Annotated in this window: 15 protein-coding genes and 3 pseudogenes; 6 read left to right on the plus strand and 12 right to left on the minus strand. The window is 63.2% G+C overall.

What is annotated here, in order from left to right:
• Window positions 1-10 precede the first annotated feature (10 nt).
• From FZ025_RS19830 to FZ025_RS19840, 4 genes and pseudogenes are all read right to left on the minus strand, one after another.
• Window positions 11-277: an EexN family lipoprotein gene (locus FZ025_RS19830; protein WP_386269205.1), complete on the minus strand. Its 267-nt coding sequence runs from the start codon at window positions 275-277 to the stop codon at window positions 11-13.
• Window positions 274-1214: pseudogene (locus FZ025_RS19835) on the minus strand (LysR family transcriptional regulator). The gene FZ025_RS19830 and the pseudogene FZ025_RS19835 overlap by 4 nt, the downstream one beginning before the upstream one ends.
• 15 nt (window positions 1215-1229) lie before the next feature.
• Window positions 1230-1697 carry an MFS transporter gene (locus FZ025_RS22055; RefSeq protein ID WP_208803696.1) on the minus strand — a complete coding sequence of 156 codons (468 nt, stop codon included), beginning with the start codon at window positions 1695-1697 and terminating at the stop codon, window positions 1230-1232.
• Window positions 1598-2683 (minus strand): MFS transporter, encoded by a 1086-nt coding sequence (locus FZ025_RS19840; RefSeq protein WP_208803698.1) that lies wholly within the window; start codon window positions 2681-2683, stop codon window positions 1598-1600. Before FZ025_RS19840 ends, FZ025_RS22055 begins: the two co-directional genes overlap by 100 nt.
• A gap of 98 nt (window positions 2684-2781) precedes the next feature.
• Between FZ025_RS19840 and FZ025_RS19845 the strand changes: the two genes are divergently transcribed.
• Window positions 2782-3585 carry a helix-turn-helix transcriptional regulator gene (locus tag FZ025_RS19845; protein ID WP_046978376.1) on the plus strand — a complete coding sequence of 268 codons (804 nt, stop codon included), beginning with the start codon at window positions 2782-2784 and terminating at the stop codon, window positions 3583-3585.
• Here FZ025_RS19845 and FZ025_RS22750 read toward each other — a convergent pair.
• From FZ025_RS22750 to FZ025_RS19880, 7 genes and pseudogenes are all read right to left on the minus strand, one after another.
• Window positions 3579-3803: pseudogene (locus FZ025_RS22750) on the minus strand (LysR family transcriptional regulator); the annotation flags it as partial. The gene FZ025_RS19845 and the pseudogene FZ025_RS22750 sit on opposite strands and share 7 nt — an antisense overlap.
• 30 nt (window positions 3804-3833) lie before the next feature.
• Window positions 3834-4238, minus strand: coding sequence for a hypothetical protein (locus tag FZ025_RS19855; RefSeq protein WP_046981984.1), 405 nt, complete (start codon window positions 4236-4238; stop codon window positions 3834-3836).
• A gap of 34 nt (window positions 4239-4272) precedes the next feature.
• Complete coding sequence (locus tag FZ025_RS19860) at window positions 4273-5241, minus strand: TolC family protein (RefSeq protein ID WP_244292409.1); 969 nt, start codon at window positions 5239-5241, stop codon at window positions 4273-4275.
• Window positions 5242-5281: 40 nt separating this feature from the next.
• Window positions 5282-6118: an HlyD family secretion protein gene (locus tag FZ025_RS19865; RefSeq protein WP_208803700.1), complete on the minus strand. Its 837-nt coding sequence runs from the start codon at window positions 6116-6118 to the stop codon at window positions 5282-5284.
• 10 nt (window positions 6119-6128) lie between these two features.
• Window positions 6129-6323, minus strand: a complete 195-nt coding sequence (locus tag FZ025_RS19870; protein ID WP_104558950.1) for a DUF1656 domain-containing protein — start codon at window positions 6321-6323, stop codon at window positions 6129-6131.
• On the minus strand, window positions 6313-8349 hold the full coding sequence (locus FZ025_RS19875; protein ID WP_208803701.1) for an FUSC family protein: 2037 nt from the start codon (window positions 8347-8349) through the stop codon (window positions 6313-6315). The genes FZ025_RS19870 and FZ025_RS19875 overlap by 11 nt, the downstream gene beginning before the upstream one ends.
• A gap of 215 nt (window positions 8350-8564) precedes the next feature.
• Window positions 8565-9497, minus strand: a complete 933-nt coding sequence (locus FZ025_RS19880; protein WP_104558949.1) for a LysR family transcriptional regulator — start codon at window positions 9495-9497, stop codon at window positions 8565-8567.
• Between the two features lie 238 nt (window positions 9498-9735).
• Between FZ025_RS19880 and FZ025_RS19885 the strand changes: the two genes are divergently transcribed.
• From FZ025_RS19885 to FZ025_RS19900, 4 genes are all read left to right on the plus strand, one after another.
• The gene (locus tag FZ025_RS19885) at window positions 9736-10269 is read left to right on the plus strand and encodes an ester cyclase (RefSeq protein WP_104558948.1); all 534 of its coding nucleotides are present in this window, start codon (window positions 9736-9738) and stop codon (window positions 10267-10269) included.
• Window positions 10270-10304: 35 nt separating this feature from the next.
• Window positions 10305-10808 carry a TonB-dependent receptor plug domain-containing protein gene (locus FZ025_RS19890; RefSeq protein WP_158185601.1) on the plus strand — a complete coding sequence of 168 codons (504 nt, stop codon included), beginning with the start codon at window positions 10305-10307 and terminating at the stop codon, window positions 10806-10808.
• The gene (locus FZ025_RS19895; protein WP_158185602.1) at window positions 10798-12297 is read left to right on the plus strand and encodes a TonB-dependent siderophore receptor; all 1500 of its coding nucleotides are present in this window, start codon (window positions 10798-10800) and stop codon (window positions 12295-12297) included. The genes FZ025_RS19890 and FZ025_RS19895 overlap by 11 nt, the downstream gene beginning before the upstream one ends.
• Window positions 12298-12506: 209 nt before the next feature.
• Window positions 12507-13700 carry an MFS transporter gene (locus FZ025_RS19900; RefSeq protein ID WP_208803703.1) on the plus strand — a complete coding sequence of 398 codons (1194 nt, stop codon included), beginning with the start codon at window positions 12507-12509 and terminating at the stop codon, window positions 13698-13700.
• A 52-nt stretch (window positions 13701-13752) separates the two neighbouring features.
• On the opposite strand, the pseudogene FZ025_RS19905 reads toward FZ025_RS19900, so the two are convergent.
• Window positions 13753-13926 (minus strand): annotated as a pseudogene (locus FZ025_RS19905) (IS1595 family transposase); the annotation flags it as partial.
• Window positions 13927-14070: 144 nt separating this feature from the next.
• Between FZ025_RS19905 and FZ025_RS19910 the strand changes: the two are divergent.
• The gene (locus FZ025_RS19910; RefSeq protein ID WP_104558944.1) at window positions 14071-14502 is read left to right on the plus strand and encodes a nuclear transport factor 2 family protein; all 432 of its coding nucleotides are present in this window, start codon (window positions 14071-14073) and stop codon (window positions 14500-14502) included.
• The last annotated feature ends 10 nt before the right edge of the window (window positions 14503-14512 follow it).

Below are 14512 nucleotides of genomic sequence, written 5' to 3' on the forward strand. Positions count from 1 at the left end.
TCGACCGCGATCAGAACTTGGGCGGCTCCTTCGGCGGTGTGTATGGGGTCTTGCCATCGCCGTAGAACCGCTTGCGCGTAGCCTCGGCGACTCGGTTGCACAGCATGTCGCCAAGCCTTGCGCGATCGGTCTTGCACTGTTGGCGCAGTTCCTTCAACCGTGCCGGGTCGGTGGCCAGTTCTTCTACCGTCGGCACATCGGCCTGCTTGGGCGTTTCCGATTGGCCGCAGGCGGTCAGTGCCACGGCCAGCAGGAGCGGAATGGAGTTCTTTATCATGCGGGTTCCTCCAGGGAGTCGGCATCAAGGCCCGGCGTGGGCCTGCTGCCTTCGGGTGATTCGATGGCCTGCACACGGTCGATGAAACGAGCCAGCGTTTCCGAAGGCTCGCCTCCTGGGCGCAGCAGGTAGGTCGTCAGCAGTGGTTGCCGGCCGGCCAAAGGGCGTGCGACAACGCCTTGCTCTCGGCTGGCCGTGATGTGCGCCTCGCCTGTCAATCCCAGGGCGAAGCCTGCGGAGACCAGCGCCATCATCAGGTCGCAGGACGCTACCCGTTCGGCCACCAGCGGCTCCATGTCCACACGGCGCAGCACACGATCCACCTGCCGGGCATGGCCCTCGCACGCCTGCGGATCGCACAGCACCAGGGGATAGCGCAGCAGTTCTTCCAACGGAATGCGCTTGTGGACCAGCAGGGGATGCCGTGCCGGCACGGCCACCATCAGCGGGTCGCTCCATACCGGCTCGGCAATGAGGCCATCGCCGACCTCATCGGCGCGGGCAAAGCCCACGTCGTACAGGTCGCCGTGCAGCCCTTTGATCTGTTGCGACAGCGGCACCTCGAAGAAGCGGATTTCAACCTCGGGTTCTTCCTGCCGACACAGTGCCAACAAGGCCGGCAGCCGCGACGGCGTGATGCCATCGGACAGGGCAATGCGCAATTGACTGTGGAAGCCGTTGGCCGCCGCCTTCACGCTGTCGCGGGCCTGTTGCAAGGCCGAGAAGACACGCGGCACATGCTCAAAGAACAGCTTGCCCGCACGGGTCAGGCGCGTGCTTCGGGTCGTTCGTGCGAACAGCACCACGCCCAGTTCTTCTTCCAGTTCCTTGATGGCGCGCGACGCGGCGATTGCTCAATGTGTAGCTTCTCCGCCGCACGAGCGAAGTGCAGTTCTTCAGCAACGGCGAGGAAACAACGTAGATGCCGGAATTCCATCACGCCCGTTCCTTGTTAGCCTGCCGACCGCTGCGCTTTTGCCAGCATCAGCAACAGCACGCAGACCAGCAGGGCCGCACCCAGGTTGTAGAGCATCCCCGCCACGAAGGCCGAGGCGTATTGGTCCGCTTGCGCCGCCGCGTCATTGCCCGCAAGTGCGGCGCCGAACAGGATGCCGACCGCGGCCACCCCCAGCGCCGCGCCAACCTGCTGCACGGTCGAAATCACGCCCGAGGCCATGCCCGCCTGCGCTTGATCGACAAAGCCCAGCACCAGATTCAGCAGTGGCGTCATGATCAAGCCCTGGCCCGCGCCGACCACAACCAGGGCGGGAATCAACCGCATGGGCACCAGCTCCGCGCCTGCCATCCGCACCTGCGCGATCAACAGCCCGATGGAAACCGCATAGACCAGCGCACCGGCGATGATGGCGCGCGTACCCCAGCGCGCCACCAGCCGCGGCGCGGCCAGCGATACCAGCACGAAGCCCACACACTGCACGGCGCGAAGATGCTGCCCGCCACGAAGGGGTCAAGCCCCAGCCCGGTCTGCACCAGCAAGGCAAAGCACAGGAAAAACGAACTGGACGTGGAATAGACCAGCAGCACCAGCAACGCGCCCAGCGCGAAACGTCGCTGCGCCAGCAGGCGCATGTCCACCAGCGGCAATTCGCCCGCCATGCGCCGCTGCTCCTGCTGCCGATGGAACAGCGCCAGCAGCACCACCGCCACGCCCAGCGACCAGAAGCTCCAGGCCGGCCAGCCTTGGCCCGGCCCCTCGATCAACGGCACCAGCAGCAGCGCCAGCCCGGCGCTGACCAGCGCCACGCCCGTCCAGTCCAGGGCCGGGCGCTGCGGTGCGCGGGATTCGGGGATGTAACGTGCTGCCACGACGGCGAACAGGCCAATGGGCACGTTGATGAGAAAGATGCTGCGCCAGCCCAGCCCGAACAGGTCGGCATGCACCAGCCATCCGCCCAGCACTTGCCCGGCAATGGCGGCCAGGCCTAGCGTCATCCCCAGCAGGCCGAAGGCGCGGCGGCTGTCGTCGCCGCCGAAGTTGACACGGATGGAGGCATAGACCTGCGGGAACAGCAAGGCCGCCGCCAACCCTTGCAACACCCGCGCACCGATCAGGAAGCCGGCGCTGGGCGCCAGCCCGCACAAGGCCGAGGCCAGCGTGAAGCCCGCCATGCCGACGACGAACAGCCTGCGGCGCCCGAACAGGTCGCCCAGCCGTCCGCCGGTGATCAGCAGCACGCCGAAGGCCAACTCGTAGCCGGCCACGATGAAGCCGATCTGCGCGAAGCTGGCGCCCAGCCCGGCCTGCATGCTGGGGATGGCGACATTGACCACGAACAGGTCGAAGATCGTGACGAAACCGGCCAACAGCAGCACGGACAAGCCGAGCCAGGGCGGGTCGCTGACGGCGCGCAACGGCGGCGTCGCAAGGCAGGAATTCGAGGTCATCTTGCGTCTCCAGGGTAACGACGCGATGATTCTCAAATCCTTGTTAAGCAATTACAATTAAACTGTTTATGCTATTACTTGAAACAACGGGATAAGCGATGCGCACCCTGGAACGAACCCGCTCCGATCTGGCGGACTTCCTGCTGGCACGCCGCGAACGGTTGACGCCCGCCGACGTGGGCTTGCCCAGCGGTGGACGGCGGAGCACACCGGGACTGCGGCGCGAGGAAGTCGCCGCGCTCGCCGGCGTCGGCCTGACCTGGTACACCTGGCTGGAACAGGGACGCGACATCGGCGTGTCGGCCGCCTTTCTGGACAACCTGGCACGCGTGCTGAAACTGGACGCCGCCGAGCGCCGCCACCTGTTCCTGCTGGCCCACGAACGCCCGCCCGCCGAGCCGGGCAAGACCTGGTGCGTGCTGCCGCCGCTGGTGCGGCGCCTGATGCACGACCTGCCGCATCCGGCCTTCGTGCTCAATCTGCGCTGGGACGTGCTGGGCTTCAATGCGCCGGCCGATGCGCTGTTCGGGTTCGGCAAGCACGCGCCCGAGCGGCGCAACCTGCTGTGGCTGTTGTTCACCGACCCGCTGCTGCATGAGCGCGTGGACGCCTGGGAAGAACAAGCCCCGCTGATGCTGTCGAGCTTCCGCCGCGACTTTGCCCGCGCCACGCAGGAAGCCGACATTCACGAACTGGTGGACGAGCTGGAACGGGTGTCGCCGCAGTTCAAGACATGGTGGCGCAAGCACGACGTTCAGGCGCCCTGCAACGGCGTGCGCAAGCTGATGATCGACGGCCACGCCGAGCCGTTCGAACACACCTCGCTGACGGTTGACGAAGACCGGCACCTGCGGCTGGTGGTGTATGCCAGCGCACAGGATCAAACGACGCAGGAAGCTTGATCGAGGCCTAACACGCGTGGCACATGTTCGAGCAACAGCGCACCGGCCCGGATCAGTCGGGTGCTACGCGTGGCACGCGCGAACAAGGCCGCACACAGATCTTCCTCCTGGATCGTGCGCGACAGAGGTGACTGGTCGGTATGCAACCGTTCGGTGGCACGCGCAAAGTGAAGTTTTTCGGCCACGGCAAGAAGGCATCGCAGGTGGCGCAGTTCCATGGCAAGGCCTCCTGCACGCCAGTGATCTTTTCAGGTGTCATCGCCTGTCAGCCGACGCGCAATGCGCAAGGCGTCTTCCCGTGTGGCGGCGACTTCGTGCGGGATGCCGAAGGCTTTGACGGCAATCTCGGACATGGCCTTGACCTGGGCTCGCCGTTCCTCGTCCGGCTCGATACTGATGAGTGCCTTGCAGACTCGGCCCAACGGCTCCTTGTTATGTTTGAGCCATATGCCACGGTGCTTGCGGTCCTCGTGGGTTTCATCGGTGCGGAGTTGGTCGTACACCACCACGAAGGGCTGGCCATTGCCCAGGAGAGCAACCATCTCGGCCTCCCACTGTTTCGCGTAACCGGGCTGTGCGGCTGCCTGGTTGAAAACGATGAACGGAAACTCACGGATGTCGTGAATGGTGAACGTGCTGGGATCGAGGCTCATGCTGATACTCCTTGAGAGAAAATTGGGGCTGTGCTCATAAGCCAGCGGCTGTTTCGGACGCTGGGCTCTGCTCGGGCGGGCCAGCGCTGACTGCATTCTGGGCGATGGACTCGTCCTGCCAGCCAGCGCCCAGCGACTTGTAGAGCGCGATGGCACCGCGCACTTCGCCCCACTGGCTGAGCGCCAGCGCGTCGCGGGCCTGGTTGGCGACGCGCTGGGCGGTAAGCACCGGCAGGTAGCCGCTCAGACCTTTGCGATAGAGGCGGGTCGTGCGATCGAGTGCCTGCTGGCTGTCATCGACCGCAGCGGCCAGGGACCTCTGCCGCTGACGCTCGCTGTTCAGCGCGGTCAAGGCGTCCTCCACGTCGCGCAGGGCCAGTCGCACGTCGCGCTCATAGGCCAATCGCACCGCCTCGGCGCCTGCCTGCGCGGCCGTGACGCCGGCTCGCGCGCGGCCGCCGTCATAGAGGGTCTGGCTTGCCTGCACACCAGCGGACCATGCCAGGCTCGCGCCGGAGAACAGGTCGTGCAGCAGGCTGGCGGTGGTACCGAAGCTCAAGGGAATGCTGAAACGCGGGAAGCGTGCAGCTTCTGCAGCGCCGATCTGCGCGGTGGCAGCGGCCAAGCGCCGTTCATCCGCTTGCAGGTCGGGGCGCTGGCGGATCACCTCCGAGGGCAGTGCCAGCGGCAGCGCCGGCGCCACGGGCAGGGTCGGCGAAGGCTCGGCGAGCGTGGCGCGCCAGTCGCCTGGAAAGCCCCCAGCCAGCACGCCGATGGCATGGCTCAGGCGCGCAATGTCAGCTTCCAACAGAGGAGGCTGCGCTTGCGCAACTTCGCGCTCGGCGCGCGCCTGCGCGACTTCCGCCGACGTGCCCAGGCCGCGTTGCTGTGCCCGCTCGGCCAGTTGTTCGCCTGTACGCAACGTGCCGATGTTGTCGCGGGCGATGGACAGGCGCGCTTGTGCCGTACGCAGTTCGGCGTAGTCGGCAGCGAGTTCAGCCAACAAACTCACCTGCAAGGCACGACGGTCGGCGGCCAGCGCATCAATGCCGGCGTCTGCCGATCAAGACGATGCTGGCGGGAACCTGGTCGATCTCGATCCGCACCGGGATACGCTGAGCCAGGCGCACCCAACTGAAACTCGGTTCCACACTCGGCAGGCCCTGCGCATCGGACTGCTCGTTGGTATCGGTGATGCCCCGCCCGATGCTGGCAACATGTCCACGGACCGGCGCATCGAAGCCCATCAGCCGAACCTGCGCCGACGCACCGGGGTGGATGCCGTGCAGCTTGGTTTCTTCGAAGTAGCCGGTGATCCAGAAGCTGTGCGCATCCAGCAGTGCGATGTTGGGCCGGCCGGTCACCGCATAGTCGCCCTGGCGCAAGCGCAGGTGCGTGACGTAGCCATCCACGGGCGCATGGAGGGTCGTGCGCTCAAGGTCCCATCGCGCCACGTCCAGCGCGACTCGCGCGCGGCGCTGTTCGGCCAGCGCGATGGCGACAGACTGGTTTGCCCGCTGAATGTCTTCGCTCGGCACCAGGTCATCCATTCCCCGGCGGCGCCTGGCATCTTCAGTCTTCTGGCCCAGTGCCGCGCTCGCCGCTGCCAACTGTGCCTCGGCCTGTGCCACAGCGAACTGGAAACGCTGGGGGTCGACGCGATACAGCACGTCGCCGCGCTTCACATACTGGTCATCGGTAACGGTCACCTCGATCACGGTGCCCGAGACTTCGGGGGCAACACGCACGACCTGCGCACTCACCCGGCCGTCGCGCGTCCAGGGGGCAAGCACATAGGCGCGCCAGAGCGCAGTCACGAGCATTGCCGCAGCGACGACCGCCAGCACGGTCAAGGTCGCCTTCGCGGCCGGTTTCAACAAGGAAGCAGCGTTAAACATAGAGGATCAGTCCCGAAACCAGGCAGAGTGAAATGGCAAACTCGAACAGCGCGGGATGCCAGACCCAGCGCAACAGGCCGCTGCGCGCCAGCAGGAAGCGCAGCCCCAGGAACAGTGGTACGGCGATGCATGCATAGACAAAAAAAGGCGGCAGGTAGATGCCTGCCACAGCGACTTCACTGAGCATGGGAACGCCTATTCGGTAGCGTGGAGAAATAGCCGGTATGGCCTTCGAACAACTCGGCGATATCGATCAGGGCGGCGGCCAGACGTTGCCGGTCCGCCGCCCCGGCAAGGTCGTCGGCATGCACACGGTTCATCGTGCGCGCGGCGTGGCGCGCATGACGCGCGGCCATCAGCGGATCGCTCGCGCGGTACGCCATGCGTTGCAGCGCGATGGCCACGGACCGCTTCAGCGCAGACGTGGGAGGTGCATACCGTAGCCAGTGCCGCAAACGCAGCAGCTCGCGCCCCAGGTGCAAGCTGGCCAATGCGTCACCCATGGCGTGATCCATGACGGTGGGTTGCGATTTGAGCAAGGCGCCGAGTTGCGCCATGCGATGGTGTTGCCGCCATTGCCAGTGGCGGCGATCTACGCGTTTGCCTTGCAATACGGCCAGCGCCTCGTCACGGATGCGACGGCGCAGGCGAGCAATGTCCCGCGCAAGATCGCGCGGCAGCAGCAGGCGAAAGCCCAACAGCGTAAAAAACGTCGCCAGTACCCAGGCCACCGACCAGTTCAGGAACAGGCTGAAATCGCTGTGCATCGGATTGGCTGCAGCGGTCAGCGTGTTGAATCCGACCAGGTAGGCCAAGCCCGCCAACCCGTGTTGCGGGATGCTGGTCGCGTAGATACCGGGCAGCCAGAACAGACCCAGCACGACCAACAGCAGCGGCAGGCCCTCAATATGCGGCAGCACGCCGAAGGCACAGAAAAATGCCATAGGCACGGCGACCATCGTCCCCTTGACGAACTCGACCGCGCCGGCAGCAGGATTGCCTGCGGTGGCCAGCAGCGCGCAGTACGGCGCCAGCACCAGCAGCATCATGTCGCCATGCGGCCAGCCGGTCACGATCCAGAACGCACCGGCCAGCACCAAGGTCAACATGGCGCGCAGTCCGTTCTGTATTGCGGCAGTCGTATCGCGGTAAAACTGCACTGCAGGAGGTGTGGCGCGTGGACGTGGGCCATGCAATGCGGCAATACCGTCCAGCGCGGCCAGGTAGTCGTCGATCTGCTCGATCAGCCGGTCGCCAGTGATAAGCAGCGATGCCTGCTCAGACAGCGCATCCAACACTGTTACATGGAGGGCCGTAACCAGACGTTCACGCGCCTGGCGCATCGCCTGTATTGCCTGTTCGATGCCGCCTGGCCCGCGTACAAGGGCTTCACGCGACTCGCGCCATGCCTGCTCCAGCGTCGGCTGCAAGGTGCGTAGCGCTTGCGCGCTGGCGCTGGTGGGCGGCAGCGGAGGCATACCGCCCACCAGTGCGGCAAAGAGCGACGCCATCGCATGTCGCACGGCTACCGCCCGTTGCGCCAGGTCGGTTGATTCCGCCTTGCCAAGCGCCAGCAGGTCGTCCACCCCATAGATTTCGGCGATGAGGCCGCGTCGCGCCGGGGTGACTCGCGTAGATGATGCGGCGGATGAATCACCGCCAAGGGCCTCATGCTGGGTTGCCAGAACGTCCGCCGTGGCCGCAGCCAGCTTGCTGAGCAAGGCGTCGAGCCTGCCGCGCACCCCGCGGGTGCTGAACAAAGCCGACACCAATCCCAGGCACACCACGCCGACCATCACGGTTGAACCGCGGCCGATCACATGGTCGAAGGTCATTTGCGGATGTTGAAGTGCGCCGAATGTTGCCAGGCCCACGGTGTAGCCCGCCACCACGGCCCCGGAGGCTCGGAAGTGGCGCAGCAGCGTCATGCCGGCAACGCACAGTCCGAGCCAGAGGCCAAAGCCCAACAAAAATAACCAAGGCATCTGTGCGAACGCGCTCATCAGCACGATGGCTACGCCCATGCCGAGCAGCGTACCGAGTACCCGCCAGGTGCCCTTGCCGATGATTGCCCCCTGGATCGGGTGGATGACCAGCAGCACGGTGGAGGCGGCCGAATACGGTGTCTCCAGTTCCAGCAGGTAGGCCACGACCAACGCCAGCCAGGCGGCCAGGATCGAGCGCATCACATAGGTGGCGCGCGGCGTGCTCAAGTCCAGTCGCGCTAGTACGCGGCCCAGCCTGTCACGCAACCTAGCGGCCCCATCAGAGGCATTCGAAGGTGCTGGTGGTACGGTCGCGGAACGCACGTTGGACCCTTTGCGAGGTGATGTTTCGCATCACTGTAGGTCGGGCCATGCATTCAGAAAAGTGACATCATTCGAATCGACGATTGCGTGCGACGCACTGGTTGAAGGCGCAAGGAAAACTATGCCCCTGCATGTTTGGCGTTTGCAGCTTCACCGTGATTGCATAGCCGCCTGATCGTGCGCCGTAGCCACTGGTGTGAGGCGTCACTCTGGAAGCGCGGATGCCACGCCTGGGTCAGCAGCACGGTTTCCAAAGGCACCGGCAGGTCGAACAGACGGATGCGTAGCCCGGCAGCCAGCGCACCGCGCGCGAGGTGTTCCGGCAGCGGCAACAGCAGATCGGAATCTTGCAAGGCGAACAAGGCCGCATAGGGTGTGGAGACGACCAGCGCGACATGCCGACGCAGGCCCTGTGCTTCCAGTGCGGTGTCGATGGGGCCGACGGACTTGCCACGGCGAGATACACCGATGTGCCCCCAGCGCGAGAGTCGCTCCGGCGTCATGTCGCCCTCGAAGATCGGATGGCGCTCACGGGCAACACCGACAAAGGTGGTCGTGAACAACGGCTGCACGCGGATTTCTGGTCCGAGCTTGCGCGAAGCGCTGATGAACAGATCGATGCGGCCGCTACGCAGCGCCTCGTCGTCCACGTCGTCATCTTCAGGCGAGAAGCGCAGCATGGCGCGCGGCATCTCGGTGGCCATCGCTTCCAGCAGGCGGCCGGAGTGCATGCCCGCGAAAACGTCGTTGGCACGCACATTGAAGCGGCGCTCCAGCGTCTTGAGATCGACTTCGGCGCTGGGCGTCAGCACCTGTGTTGCCTGTTCGACTGCCATCCGCACCTGTTCGCGCAAGGCCAGTGCCCGCGGGGTCGGAACGAGCTTGCGTCCGGCCTGCACGAACACCGGATCGCCCAGCGTGTCACGGATACGGCTCAGCGTACGGCTCATCGCAGGCGGGCTCAGATTCATCCGCTTGGCAGCGCCGACCACGCTGCCTTCTTCCAGCAGAACGTCCAGCGCGAACAGCAGGTTCAGGTCAGGGTGATCCATTGCGCGCCTCTTATCCATGCATGAAATGGAATCCTAGCTTGATACCCGTGCGTTGGATAGAAGCCATTCACCATTGCGTTCGATGCATCCATGAGGTGCAGATGACGGCATTTACCCATATCTGCGATCAATTTGATAATAAGTCTCGTTTTTATTTGAGGGCATGTGGCAGTGAGGATTCAGCCCCGGCAACGACTGTGTGGCATGCCTCCCTTCCACACGCTTAAGGGGAGTCCTGATGAATCAACAGACCGTACGAGTCCGCGCACGCCGCTGGCGGATGTTGCGTGCTTGTAGCGCTGCGTTAGGGCTGGTTGCGCTGCTATCTGCTGCCCCCCTGGCCTACGCGGACTCCGATGCCGCAACAGCGCACGCATGGCAAGTAGTACAGCGCTACCTCGCCGCCTGGAACGCCCACGATGTCGCGGCAGCCAACCGGGTACTCGCGCCCAGCGTCACGTATTTCAACACCAGCGTCGGAATGGAGAGCCAAGGCCCCGACGTTATTGCGGGACTGCAGGACCGCTTGCTTCGCCTGATGCCCGACCTGCGCTGGCAGATCGTGGGCGAACCCGTCATCACGGATGACGGCGTTGCCTTCGAGTGGGAGGTGACCGGCAATGCCCGCCTCCTGGCCGAAACCGCTCATCCATCGCTTACGCGGCCGGTGCGATTGCGGGGTGCCAGCTTCGCTCGCGTCGAACACGGCCGCATCGTTTATCTCGCGGACTACTACAACGGACTGTCCATGCAAAAACAGTTGGCGCCCTGACCGCGTTCCGATCACTTACTTGCAAGGACATGTGCATGACTGACTCTTTGATCCGCCGCGGCCGCGCCAGGTATTCGGCCACGTCTCATCCACTCCGCTATTCCCCGCTCGCCGCAGCATTGGCGATGGCGTTGTCAGCACCGATGCCGGCACTGGCGCAACAGCGCGCCGATGAGCAGGGCACCACAGGCACGCCTTCGATCATGCTGCCGGTGGTTACGGTCACCGGGACTGCCGTAACCCCCACCACCGAAGGCACCCATTCCTACACCACCGATCAAACCACGGCCGCTACCGGACTGCCGATGTCCCTGCGCGATACGCCCCAAGCGGTGAGCGTCGTCACCCGGCAGCGCATGGACGACCAACAGATGAACTCCATCACGGACGTGCTGCGCAACAGCACAGGCATCTCGTCCTATTCTTTGGACGGCGACGGAGGCCGGGTGTCGTTCTACGCTCGTGGATTCGAGATCACGAACTTCCAGTACGACTGGTATCCCCACATCTGCTCTGCCCAATACCTTCGTGCCCGGTGAGGGCATTCAAGACTCTGCGTTCTATGACCGTGTTGAAATTGTTCGTGGTGCAACTGGATTACTCAGCGGCGCGGGGAATCCGTCTGCATCGATCAACCTGATCCGTAAGCGGCCCACGCAGGACTTTTCTGCCTCGGCATCCGTGAGCGCGGGTTCCTGGGACAACTACCGTGGTGTTTTTGATGTCTCTACACCGCTGACGGGTGACGGACGTATTCGTGGTCGCATCGTGGCCGTTGACCAGGATTCGCGTTCCTTCCTGGACCATTACAAGATCAAGCGCCAATCGCTTTACGGCATCATCGACACTGACCTTACTTCCAGCACAACACTTTCCATCGGCTATCAATATTCACACGCCGATCCCAACGGGATGCCCTGGGGTGGTCAGCCGCTTTTCTACAGCAATGGCTCGCCCGCCCATTGGCCGCGTTCGACCAACCTGGCGGCAGACTGGAGTACCTGGGACAGTACGGTGAAGACCGCCTTTGTCGATCTGGAGCAGAGATTCGATAACGGCTGGAAACTGCGAACCGAGTTGAGTCAGAAGCGGGCAAACGCTGACTCCAGATTCCTGTCTGGGCTGGGGTATCCAAATCAGGTGACGGGACAAGGGTTGATTCCGGTCACCACCCGCGGGATTCTCGATACACGGCAAGACAGCGCCGATGTCATGGCATCCGGTCCGTTCCAGCTCTTTGGTCGACAGCACGAGTTGGTTGTTGGAGCGATGACCTCGAAACATACATCGGACGATCGTGAAACCGGCTTCCTCTTCCCACACACGCCCATTGGAAATTTCTATAACTGGAGCGGAAGTTATCCTGAACCTGATTTCGACTCCGCCCGGTATGCCTTGACCCAAACGCGCGTCAAACAAAGCGGGGTCTACAGTGCTGCACGGTTCTCTCTGGCCGATCCTATCAAGTTGATCGTGGGTGGCCGATTCAGCAACTACGAGGTGGATCAAGAGACGGGGGCGAAGGCGTTCCATTACAAGAAAACGGCAAAGTTCATCCCTTACGTCGGACTGGTGTATGACATCAACGACACATACTCTGCTTACGCCAGCTATACGGAAATATTCAACCCGCAGACGTCGCGCGACAAGAATGGCGACGTGCTCGCGCCAACATCGGGAAAAAACACCGAAGTGGGTATCAAAGGCGAATATCTGAACGGCAAGCTCAACGCGTCGATCGCACTGTTCGAAGCAAAACTCGACAACGTCGCGCAAATTGATGCCGGACACCTTCTGCCCGATGGGACACAAGCCTACTACGCAGCCAGTGGAACCAAGTCGAAGGGGGTTGATTTTGACTTGCAAGGCGAATTAGCGAGCGGATGGAATTTATACGCAGGCGTATCTCACTTCACGGCCTCCAATGGAGATGGCAGTCGCATGAGTAGTCAGATTCCAAGGACGACAGCTCGTCTGTACGGCGAGCCGAGAAGCGTCATGGTGGCATTCAACTACAAGTTGCAGTGACACGACCTACTGGCGAGCTTGTGATGTGCGGCCTGCAGAGTCCATGCCTAGCGTCGTTACGGGTGATGACGGGCTGTTGTGCTGCTCTTGCGAGATGTCATCACTTTGAGATGGCATGCTTGGTACAAATAGCTTAATATAAGTGATGATCATTATCATATAGGGGTCGTATGGACCATTCAATTGCACCCAACCCCGGGGATGAGCCGATGCCCTCTGGGGCCTTCACACTCAAGCCGCTGCTCGTCGCCAACATGGCGTGCACCATGACCATGATGGCCTTCGTCGCTATCGTGGGGCCCATCGCGCGGCAGTTGCATCTGGCCGCATGGCAAGCGGGCGCTGCGGTGACCGTCGGCGGGGTTCTGTGGATGTTGCTTTCGCGGCCCTGGGGCGCGGCAAGCGACCGGCGTGGCCGCCGTACGGTCTTATTGATCGGCGTGGGCGGCTTTGCTCTGTCGTATTGGATGATGTGTGCGGTGTTGGTGGCGTCGATGCAAGTCCTGCCTGCTGCCACGCTGGTGTTCGTGGGTCTGCTGGTGACGCGCGGTGCCATCGGCGCGTTCTACGCGGCCATTCCCTCAACGGGGCAAGCGCTCGTGGCGGACTTTGTCCCCGCAGGCGAGCGAGCGGCTGCCATGGCCTCGCTGGGCGCAGCCAATGCCGTAGGCATGGTGTTGGGCCCCGCCCTGGCTGCCGCATTGGCGCAGTACGGCCTGAGCCTCCCGCTCTACGCGATGGCAATACTCCCTGCCATCGCTTGGCTGGTACTCTGGAAAGCGCTCCCTCGGCAGGAGCACCATGCGCCGACACAGACCACTGCCTTGGGTTTGGGGGATAAGCGCTTGCGTCGCCCGATGGTCGTGGGATTCATCGCCATGTTCTGTGTGGCGGTCGCGCAGATCACCGTGGGATTTTTTGCGATCGACCGGTTGCAATTGGCCTCTGGCGCGGCCGCCCGTGCGGCGGGCATCGCACTGACCAGCGTGGGCGTCGGCCTGATTGCTTCACAGTTGGTGGTGCGCAAGCTCGACTGGTCACCACTGCGATTGATCCGCACGGGTGCCGTCGTATCCGCCGTCGGATTTGGTGCTACGGCAATGATTGGAACGCCTGTGCTGTTGGCGATCTGCTTCTTCGTTGCAGCGGCAGGCATGGGCTTTGTCTTCCCCGCATTTGCAGCGCTGGCGGCGAATGCTGTGCAAAGCCACGAACAAGGTGCAGCAGCAGGTTCCGTGGGCGCAGCCCAGGGGCTGGGCATCGTGCTCGGACCGCTGGTGGGCACATTGCTTTATGGGTTTGGTACGGGTGTACCGTATTTGCTTGTGGCGCTGCTGCTCGTCGGCGTCGCGTTATGGCCAGCGCCCGATACAGTCGATAGACTCGATCCAGCTATTGAATAAGTTGGATTCCAGATCGACTGAAAGCCGGTCCGCTCCTGATTAGCCCTGACTCTCAGCTGTGGAAATTGCTCGCCGCACGCAGAACCGGCTCTGGACAGGGTTTGCATCGCATCATCGCCGTGGCGAGTCGTGGCAGCATCTCGCGCAGGCAGAATCGGCGATTGAAACGGTAGGCCGCCTCGGCCAGATAACGTCTTGCGTAGTTGCCTTGCGCGATGGCGGGATAAGCGCAGATCCTGCGACTGCTGGCTGAAGGTCAGGGCTAATCAGGGGTCCGCTTGGCACGTTACGGACTCACTCAACCGAATGGCCACCTGCGGCTCGCTATAGTTGCCAATCATGACGTGCGCTGTGCCCGCCCGGTACCAGTATGCAAACCGCTGACACATCACTTCTTCAAGTGCTGCAGTCCCTTGAGGTTGAACTGCACAAGCCAGCGGCGCGTAGCGACGCCGGAAGGCTCGATGCTCTCTTACATGACGACTTCCGAGAGTTTGGCCTTTCGGGGGCGTTTTATACGAAGGTAGACATCATGTTGCGGTTGCCTGCAGAGGCGCAACATGCAGTCGTTGTCGCGGATCGCTTCGAGCTGAGACGCCTCGGTGAATGTGTCGTTTTGCTCACTTACCGCTCAGCGCGTCGATTGCCGGACGGAAACCTTGACGGATTTGCCCGGCGCTCGTCGGTCTGGGAACACTCGTCCCTGGGCTGGCAGATGAGCTTCCACCAAGGAACGCCTACCGCCCCCTACGAACCCGGCGACGGGATTGCGGCGGCCGATTTCGGCGAAGGTGACCGTTGATTTCGGGAAC

This window comes from Xanthomonas hyacinthi, assembly GCF_009769165.1.
GTDB lineage: Bacteria > Pseudomonadota > Gammaproteobacteria > Xanthomonadales > Xanthomonadaceae > Xanthomonas_A > Xanthomonas_A hyacinthi.